Source organism: Enterobacter cloacae complex sp. 397G4 (assembly GCF_050031515.1).
Classification (GTDB): Bacteria; Pseudomonadota; Gammaproteobacteria; order Enterobacterales; family Enterobacteriaceae; genus Enterobacter; species Enterobacter hormaechei_C.
In genome coordinates this window covers 2,889,241-2,912,224 of the sequence record NZ_JBLGWE010000001.1, presented here as the reverse complement: position 1 = coordinate 2,912,224, position 22,984 = coordinate 2,889,241, and the positions used below count along the sequence as shown (strand labels likewise).

Sequence of the window (22,984 nt, the reverse complement as noted above, 5' to 3'; positions counted from 1 at the left end):
AAGGGAGAACATCGATGAAGCCATTTTTCAGGCGATCAGGCCTGGTGGGTCTGTTGGGGGCAACGGCTCTGGCAGCGGGCCAGGCGCAGGCAGCGGCAACCATTCTTTTGTGGCCCATCGATCCGTGGCTTTCGGCAGAGGCCAGAGCAACTGAATTGTGGATCCAGAATCAGGGCAACAGCGCCACGACAATGCAGGTGCGTATTGTGCGCTGGAAGCAGGAGGGAGGATATGAGCGTTACACCGCCCAGCAGGATGTGGTCGCCAGCCCGCCGATCGTGACCATCGCCAAAGGCAGTAAACAGCTTATTCGCCTGATCAAGCAGGGGACAATCCCGTCGGGGGTTGAGCAGGCCTACCGCATTATTGTGGATGAAATTCCCCAGCCGGATGCCAAAGCGGAACCGTCCATGGGCCTCAAACTGCAAATGCGCTATTCCATTCCCTTATTTGTTTATGGGCAGGGGATCCCCACCCTCAACGAAGGGGCGCACCACGCGCTGGCGAATACTCAACAGCTGAGCTGGCGGGTCGTTCAGGAAGGGGGTAAACCCGCGCTTCAGGTCCGTAATCAGGGGGATGTACACGTCCGGCTCAGCCAGGTTGCGGTTGAGCAGGGCGGGCAAAAACGCACGGTTGCCGAGGGGCTGCTGGGTTATGTGCTGCCAGGCAGCACCCGAAGCTGGCCGCTTCCGGCAGGGATTTATCAGCCGAACCGGATGAGCGCGCAAATTAATGCCAGGGATACGCAATGGCAATCGACGCCCGTCAACTGAAACCGGCGATGATGATCCTGCTTTGCGTCAGTACCAGCGCCTTTGCCGAAACCGGCGACGACAGTTTACCGCCGCCGCCGGATGCACGGACGATAAACGGCGAAGCAGTATTCCAGCTCGCCCTGGTGCTGAACCACTATGACACGGGTCTGGTGGTGCCGGTGACGCAGCGTGAGGGCGCCTGGTTTATTTCGGGCGCGGATTTGCTCCGCGCCGGGCTGCCGCCCGCGCATGTGCCAGCCGGAGAGGTGAATCTCTCGACGCTTACGTCGGTACACGCAGAGTACGACAGTACGGCCCAGCGCCTGTTGCTGACGGTCCCCCGGGACTGGGTCGCGGCGCGGATCACGCCGTTCAGCGAACAGAGCACGCAAAGCAAACCGCACTATGGCCGCGGCGCGCTGCTCAATTACGACGTTTATACCAACCATTCCGAACACACGGGCGGCCAGGCATCGGTATGGCACGAGTTCCGCTATTTCAATGAGGATTATTCATTTTCATCGACGGGTTACGCCCGGCAGAATTTCACCGGTAACAGCGGGCAGCAGGAAGGGTACGTGCGTTATGACTCTACCTTACTGATCACCAACGAAGAGGATGCCACCACCTGGTCCGCCGGGGACGTCATCAGCGATGCGCTGAGCTGGAGCACCAGCGTGCGCATGGGCGGGATCAGCTACGGGCGCGACTTCTCCCTGCGTCCGGATCTGGTGACCTGGCCGCTGCCGGCGTTTTCCGGCGAGGCGGCTGTCCCGACCTCGGTCGATCTCTTTATTAATGGCTACCGTTCCGGCTCCACCCGCCTTCAGCCGGGGCCGTTTACCCTCACCAATCTGCCGTATATCAACGGTGCTGGCGATGCAGTACTGGTTACCACTGATGCGCTGGGTCGTCAGGTGAGTACCACGCTGCCGTTTTATGTCAGCAGCGATCTGCTTAAGCAGGGGTTAAGCGACGGCGCCGTGACGCTGGGCAGCCTGCGGCGTAACTACGGTATTGAGAATTTTGACTATGGCCCGGCGGCGGGCAGCGGATCGTACCGCTACGGGGTGACCGACTGGCTGACGCTGGAGGGGCATGCGGAAGGGGCGGAGTCGCTGGCGCTTGGCGGCGCGGGCACGGTACTGAAGCTCGGGCGTTTTGGCGTGGTAAATACCTCGTGGACCCAAAGCCGCATGCGCGGCGACAGCGGCGGCCAGATAAACTGGGGCTATCAATACAACACCAGCGAGTTTAGCGTAGCGACCCAGCATACCCGACGTGATCGTGGTTTTGGCAATCTCGCCCTGTACGATCAGCCCACCGTTTATGATGAAAATGATAACCCCGTTGCCAGCCTGAGCCGCAATACCGACCAGTATTCCTTAACCTTTAACCTCGGCGGATACGGCAATATCGGCGCGGCATGGATCGGCGTTGAGAGTTTTGACAGCCAGAAAACTGAGCTGCTCAACCTCTCCTGGAGCCGTAATCTGTGGGGCTCAAGCAGTATTTATCTGGCTGCCAGCCGTGACCAGCAGAGGGGCGACTGGACGGTTGCGCTGTCGTTGCAGGTTCCCCTCGGCGAACGTGACAGCGCCGCCGTCACCTTTGAAAATACCCCTGACGCAGGCAGCACTCAACGCATTAACTACAACCACTCGATGCCTTCAGACGGCGGCTTTAGCTGGAACATGGCCTGGGCCAACCAGTCGCGGTCGAGTAACTATCAGCAGGCCACGCTCGGCTGGCGGAATAACAACGTGGAGCTACAGGGCGGCGGCTATGGTGAGAAGGGCATGATGACCTGGTGGGGCGAGGCGATGGGCTCTGTCGTGCTGATGGACGGTGAGCTGTTTGCGGCGAACAAAATCAACGATGCGTTTGTGGTGATCAGCACCGACGGACATCCGGATGTTCCCGTCAGCTACGAAAACCAGCCGGTCGGAAAAACCAATAACAAAGGCTATCTGCTGGTGAGCGGCGTTTCCGCCTATTACCCGGCAAGTTACCGCATTGATACCCTGAACTTACCTGCGGATACCCGGCTGAAAGAGACCGAGCGTCGGGTGGCGATTCGTCGGCATAACGGTTATCTGGTGGATTTTCCGATGGAGCAGGAGCGGGTTGCCAGCGTGATCCTGCACGATGCGCAGGGCAATGCGATCCCGGTAGGAAGCCAGGTCAGACGCGCGTCGCGCAGCAGCGCGGTTGTCGGCTACGACGGCCTCGCCTGGCTGGAAAACCTCAACGACGTGAATCCGCTCGAGGTCATCACCCCGGAGGGTAAACGCTGTACGGCAACGCTGACCGTTGGCGCAAACCCTGAACATAAGCTGCAAACCTACGGTCCGCTGACCTGTCGGGAGGCGCCGTGAGACGCCTGTTAATCGCGCTCCTGCTGCTGTGCTCCGGCGGCAGCTGGGCGGCCTGTACCGTCAGTACGGTGAATGCCTCGTTTGGCAGCGTCACCTCGTTCGCACTCAGCGGTACCGGGGAAGTGGAAACGACGGGCACGCTGGTGGTGACCTGCGATACCGTTCTCAACCTGTTAACCAACGACTCGGTGACGCTGAATTACACCTCGGCATCCGTCTTCGCGAATAGCCGGGCGACCATGAAGCGTACGGACAACGCGGCTATTACCGATGTCATCCCTGCGCGGCTGTGCGGGGCGTCCGGCTGCGGCGGAAACAGTGAAATACAAATCAGCAAAGCCTATACCTGGAGCGGAAACACGCTGCTCGGGCTGCTGGGTTCAAGGCGCTACAACATTCCCCTTTATTTCCGGACCGTAATGGGGCAGAACGTCACCGCCGGGCCGTATCAGGTGTTGTTAACGTTCAGTATTAACTACAACGTGTGCGCCGTTGGCGCGGTCGGAGCGTGCCTGACCCCGCAAACCGGTACGGCAACCACCTCGATCCTCCTCAACATGACCGTCACCAACGATTGCAGCACCATGACCACGCCGGACGTGAATTTTAACAGCGCGCCGCTGGTGCAAAATTTTCCCACCGTTTCACAGTCGGTTGCCGTCACCTGCACCAAAGGCAGCACCTACACCATAGGCATTAATAATGGGGCAAATGCCCTGAACAACGTGCGTCGTATGGTCAGCGGCAGCAACTTCATGAGTTACGACATCTACAAAGAGGCGACCAGCAACCGCTGGGGTAGCAGCGGCAGCGAGCGCTGGGCCAGCGCCAGCTCATCGCAGGTCAGTACGGACGGGCTTTTACGTACCTACAACTACACCGCCAAAGTTCTGACCAGCCAGGCCACGCCGCCTGCCGGAACCTACACCGACACGCTGATTGTCGACGTCGCATTCTGACTCCCGCGCTTTTCCCTTTCGCAAATGTAAAGTTCCTGTGGCCTGTGCCGATAACACCGTTAATAAATCTATGAGAAGGTGTTGTATGTTGAACCGTATCCGCGTTGTCACAATGCTTATGATGGTGCTGGTCATTTTCGCACTTCTTCAGCTTACTTCTGGCGGCCTCTTTTTCTCGTCGTTAAAACAGAACCAGGACAGCTTCGCGGCCTCGAACGATTTGCGAATGCAGCAAAGCGAACTGACCACGACCTGGGATCTGATGTTGCAGACGCGTATCAACCTGAGCCGCTCGTCTGCCCGCATGATGATGGACCCAAATAACCAGCAGAGCAGCGCAAAAACGGAACTGCTGAAGAATGCGCGCGCCACGCTGGCAGACGCGGCGAAACATTACGACGCCTTCAAAAAAATCGCCCCTCAGCCAGCAATGGCGCAGGCGAGCGCGAACATAGATGAAAAATATCAGGCCTACTTCGCCGGCCTCACGGAGCTGGTGCAGTTCCTGGAAAAGGGCAATATGGACGCCTATTTCGCGCAGCCGACCCAGGGAATGCAGAACGCCCTCGGCGCGGCGCTCGGCGAGTACGCCAAAGCCAGCGGCGAGCTTTATCACTCCGCGTTCACGCAAAGCCAGAACGACTACCGTTTCGCGAAATGGCAGATGGCGGTTCTCGCCCTCGCGCTGGTCATCGTGCTGGTGGCCGTGTGGTACGGCATTCGTCATATCCTTCTTAACCCGCTTGGCCGCGTCATTGCCCATATCCGTGATATTGGCCGAGGCGATCTCACGAAAACGCTGACCGTTTCTGGCCGCAATGAGATCACCGAGCTGGCAACCAGCGTCGACCATATGCAGCGTTCGCTGATTGATACCGTCGCCAACGTTCGCGAGGGGGCGGATGCCATCTATACCGGCACGAGTGAAATCGCGATGGGCAACAACGATCTCTCGTCCCGTACCGAACAGCAGGCATCCGCACTGGAAGAGACGGCGGCCAGCATGGAGCAGCTCACCGCGACCGTGAAGCAGAATGCCGACAATGCCCGCCAGGCGTCGCAGCTTGCAGAAAGCGCGTCCGACACCGCCCAGCGCGGCGGTCGGGTGGTCGACGGCGTGGTGAAAACCATGCATGACATTGCCGACAGCTCGAAGAAAATTGCCGACATCATCAGCGTAATCGACGGTATCGCCTTCCAGACCAACATCCTGGCGCTGAACGCGGCCGTTGAAGCGGCGCGTGCGGGCGAGCAGGGGCGCGGGTTTGCCGTGGTCGCTGGCGAAGTGCGTAACCTCGCCAGCCGCAGCGCCAATGCGGCGAAAGAGATCAAAGCCCTGATTGAAGACTCTGTTTCACGCGTGGATACCGGCTCGGTGCTGGTGGAAAGTGCGGGTGAAACCATGAATGACATCGTGAATGCCGTGACGCGCGTGACGGACATCATGGGTGAAATCGCCTCTGCATCGGATGAGCAGAGTCGTGGTATTGACCAGGTCGCCCTGGCGGTATCGGAAATGGATCGTGTGACGCAGCAAAACGCCGCCCTGGTGCAGGAGTCCGCTGCCGCGGCCGCTGCGCTGGAGGACCAGGCGAGCCGCCTGAAAATGGCCGTCTCGGCGTTCCGTCTTACTTCAAAAACGACAAATACGGTCAGCTCGCGGTCGGCATACAGCGAAGCAACCCCGGCGCCCGTGACAACACGTACGCGCGCAGCGGTGACCGGACAAGATGAAAACTGGGAAACATTTTGACTGACAATTAAACCGCGGCTGCTTGCCGCTTGATGGGAGCGTGGATGTTAAATCGTATTCGTATCTCGACCACACTGTTTTTGATTCTGATCCTGTGTGGGGTTTTGCAGGTTGGCAGTAACGGGTTGTCTTTCTGGGCGTTTCGCGATGGCTATCAGAATTTGCAGGAAGTTGAGACGAGTAATCAGCAGCGCTCCGCACTGGCACAAACGCGTGCCGTGCTGTTGCAGGCAAGCACTGCGCTGAACAAAGCAGGGACGTTAACCGCGCTGAGCTATCCGCCGGAGGATATTAAGGCGCTGATGGTCGTGGCCCGCAGCAGCCTGAAGCAGGCCGACGCGCAGTTTAAGGCCTTTACGGCGCAGGAGGCGGTCAGTGAGAAAGAGAAAGCGCTGAAAGTCGCCATGAAAAAGACCTTTGATGTGTGGTACGGCGATCTCGACCATCAGGCGACGTGGCTGGAGAACAACCAGCTTTCCGACTTCCTGACCGCGCCGGTGCAGGCGTCTCAGGCGGCGTTCGACGGCAGCTTTAACGCCTGGCAGCAGGATATTAACCAGTTTGTGGCGCGTGCCGGTGCGGACAGCCGTACCAGCTACCGCATGTCAGGGGCGATTTTCCTTACCATGGTGATCCTGGCCGCCCTGCTGACCGGCGGCTCGCTGTGGTGGTCGCGCAAAATGATCGTCCAGCCGCTGGCCATCGTCAGCAGCCACTTCGACAGTATGGCGAAGGGCGATCTGGCGCGTCCGGTGGCCGTGTATGGCAGGAATGAAATATCAGCGATTTTCGCCAGCCTGAAGGCGATGCAGGGGTCGCTGCGGGAAACGGTAAGCAACGTTCGCCAGGGCAGTTACGCCATGCATACCGGGATCTCCGAGATTGCGGCAGGCAATAACGATCTCTCATCCCGCACCGAACAGCAGGCGGCATCGCTGGCGCAGACGGCGGCCAGCATGGAGCAGCTGACCGCGACGGTAAGCCAGAACGCCGATAACGCGCGTCAGGCGTCCGACTTGTCAAAACAGGCGGCGATGACGGCGAAACGTGGGGGCGATCAGGCCTCTCACGTCGCCAGCACGATGCAGGAGATTGCCGCCAGCTCGCAGAAAATTGGCGACATTATCAGCGTCATCGACGGTATCGCGTTCCAGACCAATATTCTGGCGCTGAACGCGGCCGTTGAAGCGGCGCGTGCCGGGGAGCAGGGGCGCGGGTTCGCGGTGGTTGCCGGTGAAGTCCGAAACCTCGCCAGCCGCAGCGCCAATGCGGCGAAAGAGATCAAAGGGCTGATAGAAGAGTCGGTCTCCCGCGTTCAGCAGGGCTCCGCGCTGGTGGATACCGCCGCGCAGACCATGCACGAGATTGTCACCTCCGTGACGCGGGTTAACGACATTATGGGCGAGATTGCCTCGGCGTCTGATGAACAACGCCGTGGTATTGAGCAGGTGGCGCAGGCCGTTACACAGATGGATCAGGTTACGCAGCAGAACGCCTCACTGGTGGAAGAGGCGGCGGCGGCTACCGATCAGCTGGCAAACCAGGCGGATCACCTTACCGGGTTGGTCGCCGTATTTAATGTGAAAGAGCACGTTGAAGCAGTAACAGAAGTCGGACGGTCACAGGCCGTGCCCGTTGTATCCTGAATGTGATTAAGAAGGCGCTATGACATCACCCATGCCCTCAGGGCAAACGTCATTATTGTTGCAGATGACACAGCGCCTCGCGCTGTCCGACGCGCATTTTCGTCGGATATGTCAGTTAATCTACCAGCGTGCGGGGATCGTGCTTGCGGACCATAAGCGAGACATGGTCTACAACCGGCTGGTGCGGCGCTTGCGTACGCTGGGGCTGGATGATTTTGGCCGCTATCTGAGCATGCTCGAAGCGAACCAGAACAGCGCCGAATGGCAGGCATTTATCAACTCATTAACCACCAACCTGACCGCGTTTTTCCGCGAGGCGCATCACTTCCCGGTGCTGGCGGAACACGCCCGTCGCCGTAGCGGAGAGTATCGTGTCTGGAGTGCTGCGGCCTCTACCGGGGAAGAGCCGTACTCGCTGGCCATCACCCTGGCGGACACCCTGGGCATGGCGCCGGGCCGCTGGAAAGTGTACGCCAGCGACATCGATACCGAAGTGCTGGAAAAAGCCCGTAACGGCGTTTATCGCCAGGATGAGCTTAAAACGCTGTCTCCTCAGCAGCTACAGCGTTACTTCATGCGCGGTACCGGCCCGCATGAAGGACTGGTGCGCGTACGCCAGGAGCTGGCGAACTGCGTGGAATTTGCTCCCGTTAATTTACTGGATAAGCAGTACAACGTGCCGGGGCCATTCGACGCCATTTTTTGCCGTAACGTGATGATCTATTTTGATAAAACGACGCAGCAGGACATCCTGCGTCGCTTTGTTCCGTTGCTCAAGCCTGACGGTTTACTGTTTGCCGGGCACTCGGAAAACTTCAGCAACCTCGTGCGTGAGTTTAGCCTGCGTGGGCAAACGGTTTATGCGCTGAGTAAGGAAAAAGCATGAGTAAAATCAGGGTATTGTCTGTCGATGATTCGGCGCTGATGCGTCAGATCATGACCGAAATCATCAATAGCCACAGCGATATGGAGATGGTGGCGACAGCACCCGATCCGCTGGTCGCGCGGGATTTAATCAAAAAATATAACCCCGACGTGCTGACGCTGGATGTTGAAATGCCGCGCATGGATGGCATCGATTTCCTGGAAAAATTAATGCGCCTGCGCCCGATGCCGGTGGTGATGGTGTCATCTCTGACCGGTAAAGGTTCAGAAATCACCCTGCGCGCGCTGGAGCTGGGGGCGGTGGATTTTGTCACCAAGCCGCAGCTCGGCATTCGCGAGGGGATGCTGGCGTACAGCGAGATGATCGCCGAGAAAATCCGTACCGCGTCGCGCGCAAAACTCGCGGCCCACAAGCCGATGGCAGCTCCGGCAACCCTGAAGGCAGGGCCGTTACTCAGCTCGGAAAAGTTGCTGGTCATTGGGGCGTCAACCGGAGGAACAGAGGCAATTCGCCATGTACTCCAGCCATTGCCGCTCTCAAGCCCGGGTATCCTGATTACGCAACATATGCCGCCAGGGTTTACCCGTTCGTTCGCGGAGCGCCTGAATAAGCTGTGTCAGATCAGCGTGAAAGAGGCGGAAGATGGCGAGCGCGTGCTGCCGGGTCACGCCTATATCGCCCCGGGTGACAAGCACATGGAGCTGGCGCGCAGCGGGGCGAACTATCAAATCAAAATTCATGACGGGCCGCCGGTTAACCGGCACCGTCCGTCGGTGGATGTGCTGTTTCATTCGGTGGCGAAACATGCGGGGCGCAACGCCGTTGGGGTGATCCTGACGGGGATGGGCAACGACGGCGCCGCCGGAATGCTTGCGATGCACCAGGCTGGTGCCTGGACGATTGCGCAGAATGAAGCAAGTTGTGTGGTGTTCGGCATGCCGCGCGAGGCCATCAATATGGGTGGCGTAAGCGAAGTGGTCGATCTTAGCCAGGTAAGCCAGCAGATGCTGGCGAAAATCAGTGCCGGACAGGCAATACGTATTTGACTCAGGAGTATTATTTTATGGCGGATAAAGAGCTTAAGTTTTTGGTTGTGGATGACTTTTCCACCATGCGTCGCATTGTGCGCAACCTGCTGAAAGAGCTGGGCTTCAACAATGTTGAAGAAGCAGAAGACGGGGTGGATGCGCTGAACAAACTCCAGGCTGGCGGGTTTGGTTTTGTGATTTCCGACTGGAACATGCCGAACATGGACGGTCTCGAACTGCTGAAAACCATCCGCGCGGATGCGGGCATGGCCTCTCTGCCGGTGCTGATGGTGACCGCAGAAGCGAAGAAAGAGAACATTATTGCCGCTGCACAGGCGGGCGCAAGCGGCTACGTGGTGAAGCCATTCACCGCGGCGACTCTGGAAGAGAAGCTCGGGAAGATCTTCGAGAAACTCGGCATGTGAGGTGATGGATATGTTGCAACCTGCTATGAAACCCGTTGAAGAACATTCGCCGAGCGACATTATTGCCCGCATTGGTAGCCTGACCCGCATGCTGCGCGACAGCCTGCGTGAGCTGGGGCTGGACCAGGCTATCGCCGAAGCGGCGGAAGCCATCCCTGACGCGCGCGACCGTCTGGACTACGTCGTACAGATGACCGCGCAGGCGGCCGAGCGTGCGCTGAACAGCGTTGAAGCCTCGCAGCCGCACCAGGATGCGATGGAGAAGGGGGCGAAAGCGCTGAGCAAACGCTGGGATGAGTGGTTTGAGAACCCTATTGAGCTGGCGGATGCCCGCGAACTGGTAACGGATACCCGTCAGTACCTGGGTGACGTGCCGGGGCACACCAGCTTCACCAATGCCCAGCTGCTGGACATCATGATGGCACAGGATTTCCAGGACCTCACCGGCCAGGTGATCAAGCGCATGATGGATGTGATTCAGGAGATTGAACGTCAGCTGCTGATGGTGCTGCTGGAGAACATACCGGAACCGGCTGCCCGTCCGAAACGCGAGAACGAAAGCCTGCTCAATGGTCCACAGCTTGACACCAGCAAAGCGGGCGTGGTGGCAAGCCAGGATCAGGTGGACGATCTGCTGGACAGTCTTGGTTTCTGATTGCGCGTTCTGCCTCAGGTCGTTAACGCGGCCTGAGGCAGCTCAGAACAAAAACAGCGAAAAGAGCCCGAATAAACGGGCTTTTCCCGCCATTGGATTTTCTCTGCGCTGGCATGATACCCGTGAATTAATGGGCTGCGAGCAGGCACAGTGGCAGAAGAGAACGACGACAAAACAGAAGCCCCCACACCCCACCGACTTGAAAAAGCCCGTGAGGATGGGCAGATCCCCCGATCCCGAGAGCTGACATCCCTGCTGATCCTGGTGGTGGGCGTCTGCATAATCTGGTGGGGCGGGGAGATGCTTGCCCGCAGACTGGCGGGAATGCTCTCGGCTGGCTTACGTTTTGATCACAGCATGGTCAATGACCCCAATCTGATCCTCATTCAGATCATCAACCTTGTGAAAAGCGCGATGCTCGCCTTGCTGCCGCTGATCGCGGGCGTGGTCATCGTGGCCCTGGTTTCGCCGGTCATGCTCGGTGGCCTGGTGTTCAGCGGAAAATCGCTGCAACCGAAATTCTCTAAGCTCAATCCGTTCCCCGGCATTGCGAAAATGTTTTCCGCGCAAACCGGGGCTGAGCTTCTTAAAGCGATCCTGAAATCGCTTCTTATGGGCAGTACCGCCGGTTTTTTTTTGTGGCACCACTGGCCGGAGATGATGCGCCTGATCAGCGAGTCCCCGATGACGGCGATGAAGAATGCCCTGAACCTGGTCGGGTTATGCTCGCTGCTGGTGGTACTCAGCATTATTCCGATGGTGGCGTTCGACGTTATCTTCCAGATCTATTCCCATATCAAAAAGCTGCGAATGTCGCGTCAGGACATCCGCGATGAATATAAGCAGATGGAAGGCGACCCGCACGTTAAGGGCCGTATCCGCCAGATGCAGCGCGCCGCCGCGCGTCGGCGCATGATGGAAGATGTGCCGAAAGCCGACGTCATCGTCACCAACCCGACTCACTACTCCGTGGCGCTTCAGTACGACGAAAACAAAATGAGCGCGCCGAAAGTGGTGGCGAAAGGGGCCGGGCTGATTGCGCTGCGCATTCGTGAAATCGCCACGGAAAACCGTGTGCCGATCCTGGAAGCACCGCCGCTGGCTCGCGCGCTGTATCGCCACGCGGAAATTGGACAACAGATCCCGGGCCAGCTCTACGCCGCTGTCGCAGAGGTGCTGGCCTGGGTGTGGCAACTGAAACGCTGGCGTTTAGCGGGCGGTCAACGACCTGTAAAACCTGAGAACCTGCCGGTGCCTGAAGCACTGGATTTTTTGAACGAGAAGGACACTGATGGCTAATCTGGTGGCAATGTTGCGCCTGCCCGGCAACCTGAAATCGACGCAATGGCAGATCCTTGCCGGACCGATTCTGATCCTGCTAATTCTGTCGATGATGGTGCTGCCGTTACCGGCATTTATCCTCGACCTGCTTTTCACCTTCAACATTGCGTTGTCCATCATGGTGTTGCTGGTGGCGATGTTCACCCAGCGCACGCTGGAGTTCGCCGCGTTTCCAACGATCCTGCTGTTCACCACGCTGCTGCGCCTGGCGCTGAACGTTGCCTCCACGCGTATCATCCTGATGGAAGGGCACACCGGCGCGGCGGCGGCGGGCAAGGTGGTCGAAGCCTTCGGTCACTTCCTGGTGGGCGGCAACTTCGCCATCGGTATCGTGGTGTTCGTCATTCTGGTGATTATTAACTTCATGGTTATCACTAAAGGGGCGGGGCGTATCGCAGAAGTGGGCGCGCGCTTCGTGCTCGACGGGATGCCGGGCAAGCAGATGGCCATCGACGCGGACCTGAATGCCGGGCTGATCGCGGAAGATGAAGCGAAAAAACGCCGTGCTGAAGTGACCCAGGAGGCAGATTTCTACGGCTCCATGGACGGTGCGAGTAAGTTTGTGCGCGGTGACGCCATCGCGGGCATTCTGATCATGGTGATTAACGTCGTCGGCGGCCTGCTTGTCGGCGTGCTGCAACACGGCATGGACATGGGCCACGCAGCGGAAAGCTATACGCTGCTGACCATTGGTGATGGTCTGGTGGCGCAGATCCCGGCGCTGGTGATCTCCACCGCGGCGGGCGTGATTGTGACTCGCGTCAGTACCGATCAGGACGTGGGCGAGCAGATGGTGGGGCAGCTCTTCAGCAACCCGCGCGTTATGCTGCTCTCCGCGGCGGTGCTGGGCCTGCTCGGTATGGTGCCGGGCATGCCAAACCTGGTATTCCTGCTGTTCACCGCTGCGCTGCTGGGGCTTGCCTGGTGGATGCGTGGCCGGGAAACGCAGCCTAAGGCAGAGCCTGCGCCGGTCAAAATGCCTGAGAACACCCAGGCGGTGGAAGCCACCTGGAACGACGTACAGCTCGAAGATTCGCTGGGGATGGAAGTGGGGTACCGCCTGATCCCGATGGTGGATTTCCAGCAGGATGGTGAGCTGCTTGGCCGTATCCGCAGCATTCGTAAAAAATTCGCCCAGGATATGGGCTTCCTGCCGCCGGTGGTCCACATCCGGGACAATATGGATCTCCCGCCCGCGCGCTACCGCATCCTGATGAAAGGGGTGGAAATCGGCAGCGGTGATGCGTACCCCGGCCGCTGGCTGGCGATTAACCCGGGCACCGCCGCAGGCACGCTGCCGGGTGAGCAGACGACCGACCCGGCCTTTGGTCTGGCGGCAATCTGGATTGAGAGCGCCCTGAAAGAGCAGGCCCAGATTCAGGGTTACACGGTCGTTGAGGCCAGTACCGTGGTGGCGACGCACCTCAACCACCTGATTGGCCAGTTCTCCGCGGTACTGTTTGGACGTCAGGAGGCGCAGCAGCTGCTCGACCGCGTAACGCAGGAGATGCCGAAGCTGACCGAAGATTTGGTGCCGGGCGTACTGACCTTAACCACCCTGCACAAAGTGCTGCAAAATCTGCTCGATGAGAAGGTGCCCATTCGCGATATGCGTACCATCCTTGAGACGCTGGCCGAACATGCGCCGCTGCAAAGCGATCCGCACGAACTGACGGCGGTGGTGCGCGTGGCGCTCGGACGCGCCATTACCCAGCAATGGTTCCCGGGAACCGGCGAAGTGCAGGTCATTGGCCTGGACACGCCGCTGGAACGTCTGCTGCTTCAGGCGTTGCAGGGCGGTGGCGGGCTGGAGCCGGGTCTGGCGGACAGATTACTGGCGCAAACCCAGGAGGCGCTGGCGCGTCAGGAGATGCTGGGCGCGCCGCCGGTGCTGCTGGTGAATCACGCGCTGCGTCCGTTGCTGTCGCGCTTCCTGCGCCGGAGCCTGAACCAGCTGGTAGTGCTGTCGAATATGGAGCTGTCCGATAACCGCAATATTCGCATGACGGCGACCATAGGAGGGAAATAATGCGTAAGTGGCTGTGGATCTTACTTTTCCCGCTGGCGGCGCAGGCCGCAGGCGAGGGGGCATGGCAGGCCAGCAGTATCGGCTTAACGCTCAACCATCGGGGGGAGTCGATCTCCTCCCGTCCGCTGTCCGCCTCTGAGCCCGTGTCCGGGCAGATGACGCTGGTGGCCTGGAATTACACCCTGACGGGACCCACACCGGCCGGGTTGCGGGTGCGGCTGTGCTCGCTGACCCGCTGCGCGGAAATCGAGGGTCAACGTGGCACTACCCAGGCCTTCAACGGGGTGTCTGCTCAGGAGCCTTTACGCTTTATCTGGGAAGTGCCAGGCGGTGGACGTCTCATCCCGGCGCTGAAGGTTCAGCGCAACGAGGTGCTCGTCAACTACCGCTAACTGCCCGCCTTTTCGCCAGTCTCCAGGCATTTCTGAAGGCTGGCTCGCAAAAATGACCTTCCCTTTTGATACAAAAGAAACGCTGTTTTATAAATCAGTGACACGCGTATTGACACTCTTTGCGTTTTTGCCATTCACCACTTTGTGATGGCAGAAACAGAAAGGTATCAACAGGTCGATACTTTTACTGTAGCCGTGTAAAAACTCCCGGACGAGGTTGCTTACAGGGAGTCTCCCAAAACTGATTAGGGTTGACGGCAATGAAAACACGTAAAATTGGACTCGCAAATTATTTTGCTTACGGGTCAGGGGACTTCCTCGGGGCGGGGACTACCGCCCTGACGGCCGCCTGGCTTTTGTATTTTTATACCACCTTCTGTGGACTCACACCGATTGAAGCAACCTTTATCTTCGCTGCCGCAAGGGTGCTGGATGCGGTTGTCAGCCCGTTAATGGGCTTTTTAACCGATAACTTTGGCACCACCTGGCTGGGCAAGCGTTTTGGCCGTCGTAAGTTCTTCATCCTGCTCGGTATTCCCTGCGTTTTCAGCTACTCGCTGATGTGGGTAGGGGACATGAGTTTCTGGTACTACCTGCTGACCTATCTGATCTTTGATATCGTCTACACCATGATCCTGGTGCCGTACGAAACGCTGGTGCCGGAGATGACGGACGATTTCAAACAGAAAACCAAATTCTCCGGGGCGCGAATCTCTATGGCGCAGATGTCCGCCATTCTGGCCTCCTTCCTGCCGGGGATCCTGCTCACGCATTTCGGCAAAGACAACGCGATCTCCTTCTTCTATGCAAGCCTGGTCTTCTCCGTACTCTGCGCGCTGATGCTTACTTTCGTCTGGTTCTTCACCTGGGAGCGTCCGCGGGAAGAGTGGTCTGAAGCGGCTCTGCGTGCCGAGGAAGAGAAGAAAAAGCTGACCCTGGGCCAGAGCCTGAACCGTCTTTTTGTCGAATTAAGTTCGACGCTGCGCATCAAGATTTTCCGCCAGCATCTGGGGATGTACCTTGGCGGCTACATCGCCCAGGACGTCTTTAATGCGGTGTTCACCTATTACGTGGTATTTGTGCTGATGCAGGAGGCGTCAATGGCGTCCAACCTGCTGGGCACGATGGCCATCTTCCAGTTCCTCGCCGTGATCGGCATGATCCCGCTGTGCATTCGCTTCGGACCTGCGCCGTCTTACCGCATGGTGGTCGTGCTGTTTGGTCTGGCCTCGCTCTCTTACGCGGTGCTTTATTACGCGGGCCTGAGCGACGTTTACGCTCTGCTGCTGCTGATCTCTGCGGTTGCCGGTCTTGGCCTCGGGGGTATCAACTACGTACCGTGGAATACCTACACCTACATTGCTGACGTGGACGAAGTGATCACCGGTCAGCGTCGCGAAGGGATCTTCGCGGGCATCATGACGCTGACCCGTAAAGCGTCTCAGGCCGGTGCGGTGATGCTGGTGGGGATCGTGATGCAGATGTCGGGCTTTGTCAGCGGGCAAAAAGTGCAGCCTGCGGAAGTGAGCCACACCATTCTGATGATCCTGAGCGTTGGCACTATTCTGGTGCTGTTCTGCGGCTTCCTTGTCTCCCTGCGCTTCAAACTCAATTTGCAGACTCACAGCACCCTGCGTGAAGAGACCGCGAAAATGCGCGAGTCCGGCCATGCGATGCCAGAGGCGGTGACCCCGCAGGCCCGCGCTACCGTGGAGATGCTGGCGGGAATGCCGTATGAATCCCTGTGGGGCAACAACAACATCGGTTATCTGAATCGCAATAAGCCGGCGGCCCCTTCGCTGAAGGATCGCGCGGTACTGAATTCGACATACAACAGAGGTTAAGATGATGAAAGTTTGGCCTGTCAAACATAGCCCGTTACTGCGTCAGCCTGAGCGCTTTATCGCCAGGGATGAGCTGAAATCGCTGATTCAAAAGGTGACGCATAACCTGGTCAATATCCACGACAAAACGGGTGAGTTTTTGCTGCGGCTGGACGACGGGCGCGTGATCGACACCAAAGGCTGGGCCGGATGGGAATGGACCCACGGCGTCGGTTTATACGGTATCTGGCAGTATTACTGCCAGACCGGTGACGAAGGCATGCGCGAGATTATCGACAGCTGGTTTGCTGACCGTTTCGCTGAAGGCGCAACCACCAAAAACGTGAATACCATGTCGCCGTTCCTGACGCTGGCGTATCGCTACGAAGAGACCAAAAACCCTGCCTGGCTGCCGTGGCTGGAAAGCTGGGCGGAATGGGCGATGAATGAGATGCCGCGCACCGAACATGGCGGCATGCAGCACATCACCCTGGCGGAAGAGAACCATCAGCAGATGTGGGATGACACGCTGATGATGACGGTGCTGCCGCTGGCGAAAATCGGCAAGCTGCTGAACAAGCCGGAGTACGTCGAGGAGGCGATCTATCAGTTCCTGCTCCACGTACAGAATCTGATGGATCGGGAGACCGGGCTGTGGTTCCACGGCTGGAATTACGACGGCAATCACAACTTTGCCCGGGCCCGCTGGGCGCGCGGCAACAGCTGGCTGACCATCGTCATCCCGGATTTCCTCGAGCTGGTGGATCTGCCGGAAAACAACGCCGTTCGTCGCTATCTGGTGCAGGTACTGAACGCGCAGATCGTCGCACTGGCAAAATGTCAGGACGAGAGCGGATTGTGGCATACGCTGCTGGACGATCCTGATTCTTATCTGGAGGCGTCGGCCACGGCAGGGTTTGCCTACGGCATTCTGAAAGCCGTGCGCAAGCGTTATGTCGGCGCAGAGTACGCAGAGGTGGCGGAGAAAGCGATTCGCGGCATCGTGCAAAACATCTCGCCGGAAGGGGAGCTGCTGCAAACGTCCTTCGGGACGGGGATGGGAAGCGATCTGGCGTTTTACCGCCAGATACCGCTGACCTCGATGCCGTATGGCCAGGCAATGGCGATTCTGTGTCTGACGGAATATTTGCGGAAATATTTCTGATAATAAAAAACCCGGCGCTCGCCGGGTTTCTTTTTTACATACGTTCTACGGTTTCGATACCCAGGGTATCCAGACCGAGCTTCAGTGTCTTCGCCGTCAGCTGCGCCAGCTTCAGGCGGCTGTGACGCACCGCTTCGCTCTCGGCAGAGAGGATAGGGCAGTGTTCGTAGAAGCCAGAGAACAGACCGGCCAGATCGTACAGGTAAGCACACATAACATGCGGCGTACCGTCACGCGCGACCACGGAGAGCGTCTCTTCGAACTGAAGCAGGCGGGCAGCCAGCTGTGCTTCACGATCTTCGGTAAGGGTCACCGTGGCATTCGCCAGCACGCTTTCGTCGATATTGGCTTTACGGAAGACGGAGAGTACGCGGGTATAAGCGTACTGCATATATGGCGCCGTGTTGCCTTCAAACGCCAGCATGTTGTCCCAGTCGAAGATATAGTCGGTGGTACGGTTCTTGGAGAGATCCGCGTATTTCACCGCGCCGATCCCAACCGCGTTAGCCAGTTTCTCCAGCTCGTCAGCAGGCATATCCGGGTTCTTCTCGGCCACCAGGCGACGCGCGCGTTCCAGCGCTTCATCCAGCAGATCGGAAAGCTTCACGGTGCCGCCCGCACGGGTTTTGAACGGCTTACCGTCTTTACCCAGCATCATGCCGAACATGTGATGTTCCAGCGGCACGGAATCCGGCACATAACCCGCTTTACGCACGATAGTCCACGCCTGCATCAGGTGCTGGTGCTGACGGGAGTCGATGTAATACAGCACGCGATCCGCATGCAGGGTTTCGTAACGGTATTTCGCACAGGCGATGTCGGTGGTGGTGTAGAGATAGCCGCCATCCTTTTTCTGGACGATCACACCCATCGGTTCGCCTTCCTTGTTTTTATACTCATCAAGGAACACCACCGTTGCGCCTTCGCTTTCCACCGCCAGATTTTTAGCTTTCAGGTCCGCCACAATGCCTGGCAGCATCGGGTTATACAGGCTTTCACCCATCACGTCGTCACGGGTCAGGGTCACGTTCAGACGGTTATAGGTGAGCTGATTCTGGGACATGGTAATGTCCACCAGCTTGCGCCACATCTCGAGGAAGTACGGGTCGCCGCCTTGAAGTTTCACCACGTAGCTGCGCGCGCGCTCGGCGAAGGCTTCATCTTCGTCATAGTGCTTTTTGGCTTCACGGTAGAAACCTTCCAGGTCTGCCAGCGCCATTTCGCCTGCGTTTTCCTGCTGCTGCTTTTCCAGATACGCGATCAGCATGCCGAACTGCGTGCCCCAGTCGCCTACGTGGTTAGCGCGGATCACCTTGTGACCAAGGAACTCCAGGGTACGCACCGCCGCGTCACCGATGATGGTGGAGCGCAGGTGACCGACGTGCATCTCTTTCGCCACGTTTGGCGCGGAGTAGTCAACCACCACGGTCTGCGCTTCTGGCTGAGCCACGCCCAGACGGTCAGACTTCAGCGCCGCGTCAACGTGGCTTGCGAGGAATGCAGGCTCAAGGAAAATGTTGATAAAGCCTGGACCGGCGATTTCGGTTTTGCTGGCGATGCCGGTGAGATCCAGATGCGTCAGTACCTGCTCAGCGAGCTGTCGCGGCGGCATGCCCAGTTTTTTAGCCACTGCCATCACGCCATTAGCCTGATAGTCGCCAAACTGTACTTTCGCTGACTGACGAACCTGTGGTTCGCAATCCGCAGGCGCACCTGCGGCAATCAGTGCCTGACTGACTTTTTCTGAGAGAAGAGCCTGAATATTCACCTGGATACCTTACGTTTTTGATGCGGGTAAAAAACACCCACGCCAGTTTAAGAATTTAGGGCGGGAGTATACTGCAAATGCCTTCGGGCGTCAGCCCTGCGGGGGGCGAAGATCGCTCAGAATCCAGGCGAAGACGGTATGCATAATCATGCAGTCGAAAAAACCGTGATTCTGCGGTTGGTCGCCAGAGGGCAACAGAGTAAATTAGCGGCTTTGCGACACGAAACGAGACTGACCTATGGCGAACTGGCATACCATTGACGAACTGCATGATATTTCCGCAGATTTACCGCGCTTCACTCAGGCGTTCACAGAACTTGCCACCCGTCTCGGGCTGGATATCGCGCCGCTTGAGGCCGATCACATCTCTTTGCGCTGCCACCAGAATGCCACCGCCGAACGCTGGCGGCGTGGCTTTGAGCAGTGCGGAGAACTGCTGTCGGAGAATATCATTAACGGTCGCCCGATCTGCCTGTTCAAACTTCACGCGCCGGTAACGGTGGCGCACTGGCAATTCACCGTTGTGGAACTGCCCTGGCCAGGAGAGAAGCGTTATCCGCACGAAGGCTGGGAGCATATCGAAATTGTTCTGCCTGGGGAGCCCGAGACGCTGAACGCCCGTGCGCTGGCGCTGCTTTCCGACGAGGGGTTAAGCCAGCCGGGTATTTTCGTCAAAACCAGCTCGCCAAAAGGGGAGCGCGAACGCTTACCGAACCCTACGCTTGCCGTAACGGACGGCAACGTGACGGTGAAATTCCATCCCTGGACTATCGAGCAGATCGTCGCCAGCGAAGCGTAAGCATTGTGAGCGTCGATCCAGACATCAATCGGGCAACGTGCCACGATGGTACGTTGAGTGAAATTTAAGGAGGATGACATGGCGCTGCTGGAAATTTGTTGTTACAGCGTGGAGTGTGCCGTCACTGCGCAACGGCAGGGGGCCGATCGCATCGAGCTTTGCGCGGCACCTAAAGAAGGGGGATTAACCCCGTCCTTTGGCGTGCTGAAATCAGCCCGTCAGGCCATCACTATTCCGGTGCACCCGATTATTCGCCCGCGCGGCGGTGATTTTTGTTATACGGCGGGTGAGTTCAGTGCCATGCTTGAGGATATCGCCCTCGTCCGTGATTCCGGTTTTCCGGGGCTGGTGATCGGTGTGCTGGACGAAGACGGCAACATCGATCTTCCGCGTATGCGTCAGGTCATGCGCGCCGCCCGGGGGATGGCGGTCACTTTTCATCGTGCGTTCGATATGTGTCAGGATCCGATACAAGCCTTTGATACGCTGGCAGAACTGGGCGTGGCGCGCGTTCTGACGTCGGGCCAGCAGTCCTCGGCTGAAAAAGGACTGAAATTAATTACGGAACTAAAAGCACATTCCGGTGTTCCAATAATCATGGCGGGCGCAGGAGTACGCGCCAGCAATCTGGAACTGTTTTTAAACGCAGGGGTGGAAGAGCTGCACAGCTCGGCGGGTAAATGGATACCTTCACCCATGCGTTATCGCAATACAGGGTTGTCAATGTCGACGGATGCTGAAGCGGATGAGTACTCACGCTACGGTGTGGATGGAGAGTCGGTTGCGGTAATGAAATCGTTGATTGAACGTCATCACGTGTAGCAACGTACCGATTTTTACCGCGCATCATGTCGCCCAATATGATGCTTGCTTGTACCAGGCCCCTGCAAATTACACAGGGGCCTTTTTTTCTTTTTTGCCCGGTGGCGCTGCGCTTACCGGGCCTACGAAATCACGCGTAGGCCGGGTAAGGCGCAGCCGCCACCCGGCTAAAGGCTACGGCTTGGTCGCAATCAATACCGCACGCATCGGGGCCGGATAGCCTTCGATGGTTTTACTGTGATCGTCCGGGTCGAGGAATTGCTCCAGCGATTCGGTGATCATCCAGTCGGTGCGGCGCTGTTCCTCAACTGACGTCACGCACACATCGGCGATGCGTACATCGACAAATCCACATTTCTCCAGCCAGTTCTTCAGCGCCAGCGCGGAAGGGATGAAGTAAACGTTGCGCATCTGCGCATAGCGATCGCCCGGCACCAGAACGGCATGTTCATCGCCTTCGATGACCAGCGTTTCCAGCACCAGTTCGCCGCCGCTGACCAGCTGATCTTTCAGTTGCCACAGATGCTCCAGCGGGGAACGACGGTGGTACAGCACGCCCATCGAGAAAACGGTATCAAACGCTTTCAGGGCAGGGAGTTGCTCGATACCCAGCGGCAGCAGGTGCGCACGCTGGTCGTTACCCAGCAGCTTACGCACCGCTTCAAACTGGCACAGGAACAGCTGCATCGGATCGATACCGACGGCCAGATGCGCGCCTGCGCCGATCATGCGCCACATGTGATAGCCGCTACCGCAGCCCACGTCCAGAATGGTGCGCCCGGTCAGGTCGGATAAATGCGGCAGAACGCGATCCCACTTCCAGTCAGAGCGCCACTCGGTGTTGATATTTACGCCGTACAGCGAGAACGGCCCTTTGCGCCACGGCATCAGGTTACGCATCAGCGTTTCGATGCGGTTGATCTGCCCGGCCGGGAGCGGCTCTTCGCTCTCCGCCGTCACGCTGTGCAGTAAATCCAGACGATGAGGCGTCAGTTCAGGCAGAAACTCCACGGCGTTGGACCACTGCTTCAACAGACCATGCTGCTGATCGCGCTGCCAGGTGGCAATTTGCGCAGGCAGGGTTTCCAGCCAGTGGGAAAGGTGGTTTTTGGCAATCAGCTGATAGAAATTACCGAACTCGATCATGCTGCGTCTCCGGCTTTAAGCGCCACCAGAGAACCAAAGTTAAAGCACTGGAACCACAGTTCGCTGTGTTCAAATCCGGCTTTGCGCAGGCGCGCTTTGTGGGTTTCTACGGAATCCGTCAGCATGACGTTTTCAAGCATGCTGCGCTTCTGGCTGATCTCCAGCTCGCTGTAGCCATTTGCACGCTTGAAATCATGGTGCATGTTGAACAGCAGTTCGCCCACGCTGGCGTCTTCAAAGCTGAATTTCTCAGACAACACCAGCGCGCCGCCCGGGTTCAGGCCCTGATAAATTTTATCCAGCAACCGCTGACGATCGTCCGGCACCAGGAACTGAAGGGTAAAGTTCAGTACCACCATCGAGGCGTTCTGGATGTCGATATCGCGGATATCGCCTTCTACCACCTCCACAGGCGTAGGGGCTTTATACGCGTCAATGTGGCGACGGCAGCGTTCGACCATGGCCGGTGAGTTATCGACAGCCACAATCTTGCAGCCTTCGTGATGAACGTTACGACGAATGGACAGCGTTGCCGCTCCCAGCGAACAGCCCAGGTCATAGACCTGCGTGCCGGGTTGAACAAAACGCTCCGCCAGCATGCCGATCATGGAGATAATATTGGAATAACCGGGAACAGAGCGCTGGATCATATCCGGGAAGACTTCGGCTACCCGTTCATCAAAGGTCCAGTCGCCCAGGCTGGCGATAGGCGCGGAAAAAAGCGTGTCGCGATCTGACATAACGTAAAAATCCGGGAAAAATAAAGGGGCATATTGTGCGCTAATGGAAGGAGAAAACCAACTCCCACGGCATATACCAAAGGTTAGCCAGCACCATCAGCAAAAGCGAGCACCAGGTCGCGCTCATGCCAGAACGACGCCAGCGGATCAGGCGGTGGTGAAAACCATAATAATGCATCAAACGCCCAGCTATCAGCAGCAGCCCACAGACGTGCACCATCCAGGTTTCTGCGCCATCCATCTCCATTAACAGCAGTAAAATTAACGCGACGGGAATGTACTCGACCGCGTTGCCGTGGATGCGGATTGCGCTTTGTAGCTCAGAAAAGCCCCCGTCACCGTACGAGACGCGGTACTGCATTCTCAGGCGCACAACATCAAATGAAAACTTAATCAGCAGTAATGCACCTAACACCGCATACAGCGCGCTGACCATACTAACTCCCTGTTTTTGGCAGATGGCACGTCTCT

At 57.9% G+C, this 22,984-nt stretch carries 20 protein-coding genes; 16 read left to right on the top strand and 4 right to left on the bottom strand.

The features are described 5' to 3' along the window. Nucleotides 1-14: 14 nt before the first annotated feature. The 14 genes from ACQG1Y_RS14030 to ACQG1Y_RS13965 all read left to right on the top strand — a co-directional run bounded on the left by ACQG1Y_RS14030 (nucleotide 15) and on the right by ACQG1Y_RS13965 (nucleotide 17,238). Nucleotides 15-776, top strand: coding sequence for a fimbrial biogenesis chaperone (locus ACQG1Y_RS14030; protein ID WP_015570266.1), 762 nt, complete (start codon nucleotides 15-17; stop codon nucleotides 774-776). Further along, the gene (locus ACQG1Y_RS14025; protein ID WP_015570267.1) at nucleotides 752-3,136 is read left to right on the top strand and encodes a fimbria/pilus outer membrane usher protein; all 2,385 of its coding nucleotides are present in this window, start codon (nucleotides 752-754) and stop codon (nucleotides 3,134-3,136) included. The genes ACQG1Y_RS14030 and ACQG1Y_RS14025 overlap by 25 nt, the downstream gene beginning before the upstream one ends. Then, nucleotides 3,133-4,095: a Csu type fimbrial protein gene (locus ACQG1Y_RS14020; protein WP_017384412.1), complete on the top strand. Its 963-nt coding sequence runs from the start codon at nucleotides 3,133-3,135 to the stop codon at nucleotides 4,093-4,095. Before ACQG1Y_RS14025 ends, ACQG1Y_RS14020 begins: the two co-directional genes overlap by 4 nt. Nucleotides 4,096-4,180: 85 nt before the next feature. Further along, a complete protein-coding gene (gene tar, locus ACQG1Y_RS14015; protein WP_017384411.1) occupies nucleotides 4,181-5,848 on the top strand; it encodes a methyl-accepting chemotaxis protein II in 1,668 nt (555 codons plus the stop codon). Between the two features lie 44 nt (nucleotides 5,849-5,892). After that, nucleotides 5,893-7,494: a methyl-accepting chemotaxis protein IV gene (tap, locus tag ACQG1Y_RS14010; protein WP_017693235.1), complete on the top strand. Its 1,602-nt coding sequence runs from the start codon at nucleotides 5,893-5,895 to the stop codon at nucleotides 7,492-7,494. Nucleotides 7,495-7,513: 19 nt separating this feature from the next. After that, entirely contained in the window at nucleotides 7,514-8,380 is an 867-nt protein-coding gene (cheR, locus tag ACQG1Y_RS14005) for a protein-glutamate O-methyltransferase CheR (protein ID WP_017384409.1), read from the top strand. Continuing rightward, a complete protein-coding gene (locus ACQG1Y_RS14000; RefSeq protein ID WP_014884341.1) occupies nucleotides 8,377-9,426 on the top strand; it encodes a protein-glutamate methylesterase/protein-glutamine glutaminase in 1,050 nt (349 codons plus the stop codon). Before cheR ends, ACQG1Y_RS14000 begins: the two co-directional genes overlap by 4 nt. 17 nt (nucleotides 9,427-9,443) lie before the next feature. Next, complete coding sequence (gene cheY, locus ACQG1Y_RS13995; RefSeq protein WP_000763862.1) at nucleotides 9,444-9,833, top strand: chemotaxis response regulator CheY; 390 nt, start codon at nucleotides 9,444-9,446, stop codon at nucleotides 9,831-9,833. Nucleotides 9,834-9,843: 10 nt separating this feature from the next. Then, on the top strand, nucleotides 9,844-10,488 hold the full coding sequence (cheZ, locus tag ACQG1Y_RS13990) for a protein phosphatase CheZ (protein ID WP_003859718.1): 645 nt from the start codon (nucleotides 9,844-9,846) through the stop codon (nucleotides 10,486-10,488). Nucleotides 10,489-10,638: 150 nt separating this feature from the next. After that, complete coding sequence (gene flhB, locus ACQG1Y_RS13985) at nucleotides 10,639-11,787, top strand: flagellar biosynthesis protein FlhB (RefSeq protein ID WP_017693236.1); 1,149 nt, start codon at nucleotides 10,639-10,641, stop codon at nucleotides 11,785-11,787. Beyond that, the gene (gene flhA, locus ACQG1Y_RS13980) at nucleotides 11,780-13,858 is read left to right on the top strand and encodes a flagellar biosynthesis protein FlhA (RefSeq protein WP_426736780.1); all 2,079 of its coding nucleotides are present in this window, start codon (nucleotides 11,780-11,782) and stop codon (nucleotides 13,856-13,858) included. The genes flhB and flhA overlap by 8 nt, the downstream gene beginning before the upstream one ends. After that, on the top strand, nucleotides 13,858-14,250 hold the full coding sequence (gene flhE / locus ACQG1Y_RS13975) for a flagellar protein FlhE (RefSeq protein ID WP_023303901.1): 393 nt from the start codon (nucleotides 13,858-13,860) through the stop codon (nucleotides 14,248-14,250). Before flhA ends, flhE begins: the two co-directional genes overlap by 1 nt. A gap of 260 nt (nucleotides 14,251-14,510) precedes the next feature. Then, entirely contained in the window at nucleotides 14,511-16,094 is a 1,584-nt protein-coding gene (locus tag ACQG1Y_RS13970) for an MFS transporter (RefSeq protein ID WP_426736779.1), read from the top strand. 4 nt (nucleotides 16,095-16,098) lie between these two features. Continuing rightward, complete coding sequence (locus ACQG1Y_RS13965) at nucleotides 16,099-17,238, top strand: glycoside hydrolase family 88/105 protein (protein WP_058688693.1); 1,140 nt, start codon at nucleotides 16,099-16,101, stop codon at nucleotides 17,236-17,238. Between the two features lie 34 nt (nucleotides 17,239-17,272). Here the strand turns inward: ACQG1Y_RS13965 and argS are convergent, their stop codons facing one another. Next, on the bottom strand, nucleotides 17,273-19,006 hold the full coding sequence (argS, locus tag ACQG1Y_RS13960) for an arginine--tRNA ligase (RefSeq protein WP_023294934.1): 1,734 nt from the start codon (nucleotides 19,004-19,006) through the stop codon (nucleotides 17,273-17,275). Between the two features lie 238 nt (nucleotides 19,007-19,244). Between argS and ACQG1Y_RS13955 the strand changes: the two genes are divergently transcribed. Both ACQG1Y_RS13955 and cutC read left to right on the top strand, forming a co-directional pair. Further along, complete coding sequence (locus tag ACQG1Y_RS13955) at nucleotides 19,245-19,805, top strand: VOC family protein (protein ID WP_015570274.1); 561 nt, start codon at nucleotides 19,245-19,247, stop codon at nucleotides 19,803-19,805. Between the two features lie 78 nt (nucleotides 19,806-19,883). Next, complete coding sequence (gene cutC, locus ACQG1Y_RS13950) at nucleotides 19,884-20,627, top strand: copper homeostasis protein CutC (RefSeq protein ID WP_032669628.1); 744 nt, start codon at nucleotides 19,884-19,886, stop codon at nucleotides 20,625-20,627. A gap of 174 nt (nucleotides 20,628-20,801) precedes the next feature. Here the strand turns inward: cutC and cmoB are convergent, their stop codons facing one another. From cmoB to ACQG1Y_RS13935, 3 genes are read right to left on the bottom strand one after another with little or no spacing between them, the layout of a single operon-like run. Next, on the bottom strand, nucleotides 20,802-21,773 hold the full coding sequence (cmoB, locus tag ACQG1Y_RS13945; RefSeq protein ID WP_015570275.1) for a tRNA 5-methoxyuridine(34)/uridine 5-oxyacetic acid(34) synthase CmoB: 972 nt from the start codon (nucleotides 21,771-21,773) through the stop codon (nucleotides 20,802-20,804). Then, nucleotides 21,770-22,513, bottom strand: coding sequence for a carboxy-S-adenosyl-L-methionine synthase CmoA (gene cmoA, locus ACQG1Y_RS13940; RefSeq protein WP_003859735.1), 744 nt, complete (start codon nucleotides 22,511-22,513; stop codon nucleotides 21,770-21,772). Before cmoA ends, cmoB begins: the two co-directional genes overlap by 4 nt. Nucleotides 22,514-22,553: 40 nt before the next feature. Further along, entirely contained in the window at nucleotides 22,554-22,949 is a 396-nt protein-coding gene (locus tag ACQG1Y_RS13935) for an MAPEG family protein (RefSeq protein ID WP_003859737.1), read from the bottom strand. Between the last annotated feature and the right edge of the window lie 35 nt (nucleotides 22,950-22,984).

Excerpts from the sequence above, each read along its gene's own strand:
- ACQG1Y_RS14030 (WP_015570266.1), top strand. The coding sequence starts at position 15 with ATGAAGCCATTTTTCAGGCGATCAGGCCTGGTGGGTCTGTTGGGGGCA.
- ACQG1Y_RS14025 (WP_015570267.1), top strand. The coding sequence starts at position 752 with ATGGCAATCGACGCCCGTCAACTGAAACCGGCGATGATGATCCTGCTT.
- tar (WP_017384411.1), top strand. The coding sequence starts at position 4,181 with ATGTTGAACCGTATCCGCGTTGTCACAATGCTTATGATGGTGCTGGTC.
- tap (WP_017693235.1), top strand. The coding sequence starts at position 5,893 with ATGTTAAATCGTATTCGTATCTCGACCACACTGTTTTTGATTCTGATC.
- cheR (WP_017384409.1), top strand. The coding sequence starts at position 7,514 with ATGACATCACCCATGCCCTCAGGGCAAACGTCATTATTGTTGCAGATG.
- ACQG1Y_RS14000 (WP_014884341.1), top strand. The coding sequence starts at position 8,377 with ATGAGTAAAATCAGGGTATTGTCTGTCGATGATTCGGCGCTGATGCGT.
- cheY (WP_000763862.1), top strand. The coding sequence starts at position 9,444 with ATGGCGGATAAAGAGCTTAAGTTTTTGGTTGTGGATGACTTTTCCACC.
- cheZ (WP_003859718.1), top strand. The coding sequence starts at position 9,844 with ATGTTGCAACCTGCTATGAAACCCGTTGAAGAACATTCGCCGAGCGAC.
- flhA (WP_426736780.1), top strand. The coding sequence starts at position 11,780 with ATGGCTAATCTGGTGGCAATGTTGCGCCTGCCCGGCAACCTGAAATCG.
- flhE (WP_023303901.1), top strand. The coding sequence starts at position 13,858 with ATGCGTAAGTGGCTGTGGATCTTACTTTTCCCGCTGGCGGCGCAGGCC.
- ACQG1Y_RS13970 (WP_426736779.1), top strand. The coding sequence starts at position 14,511 with ATGAAAACACGTAAAATTGGACTCGCAAATTATTTTGCTTACGGGTCA.
- ACQG1Y_RS13965 (WP_058688693.1), top strand. The coding sequence starts at position 16,099 with ATGAAAGTTTGGCCTGTCAAACATAGCCCGTTACTGCGTCAGCCTGAG.
- ACQG1Y_RS13955 (WP_015570274.1), top strand. The coding sequence starts at position 19,245 with ATGGCGAACTGGCATACCATTGACGAACTGCATGATATTTCCGCAGAT.
- cutC (WP_032669628.1), top strand. The coding sequence starts at position 19,884 with ATGGCGCTGCTGGAAATTTGTTGTTACAGCGTGGAGTGTGCCGTCACT.
- cmoB (WP_015570275.1), bottom strand. The coding sequence starts at position 21,773 with ATGATCGAGTTCGGTAATTTCTATCAGCTGATTGCCAAAAACCACCTT.
- cmoA (WP_003859735.1), bottom strand. The coding sequence starts at position 22,513 with ATGTCAGATCGCGACACGCTTTTTTCCGCGCCTATCGCCAGCCTGGGC.
- ACQG1Y_RS13935 (WP_003859737.1), bottom strand. The coding sequence starts at position 22,949 with ATGGTCAGCGCGCTGTATGCGGTGTTAGGTGCATTACTGCTGATTAAG.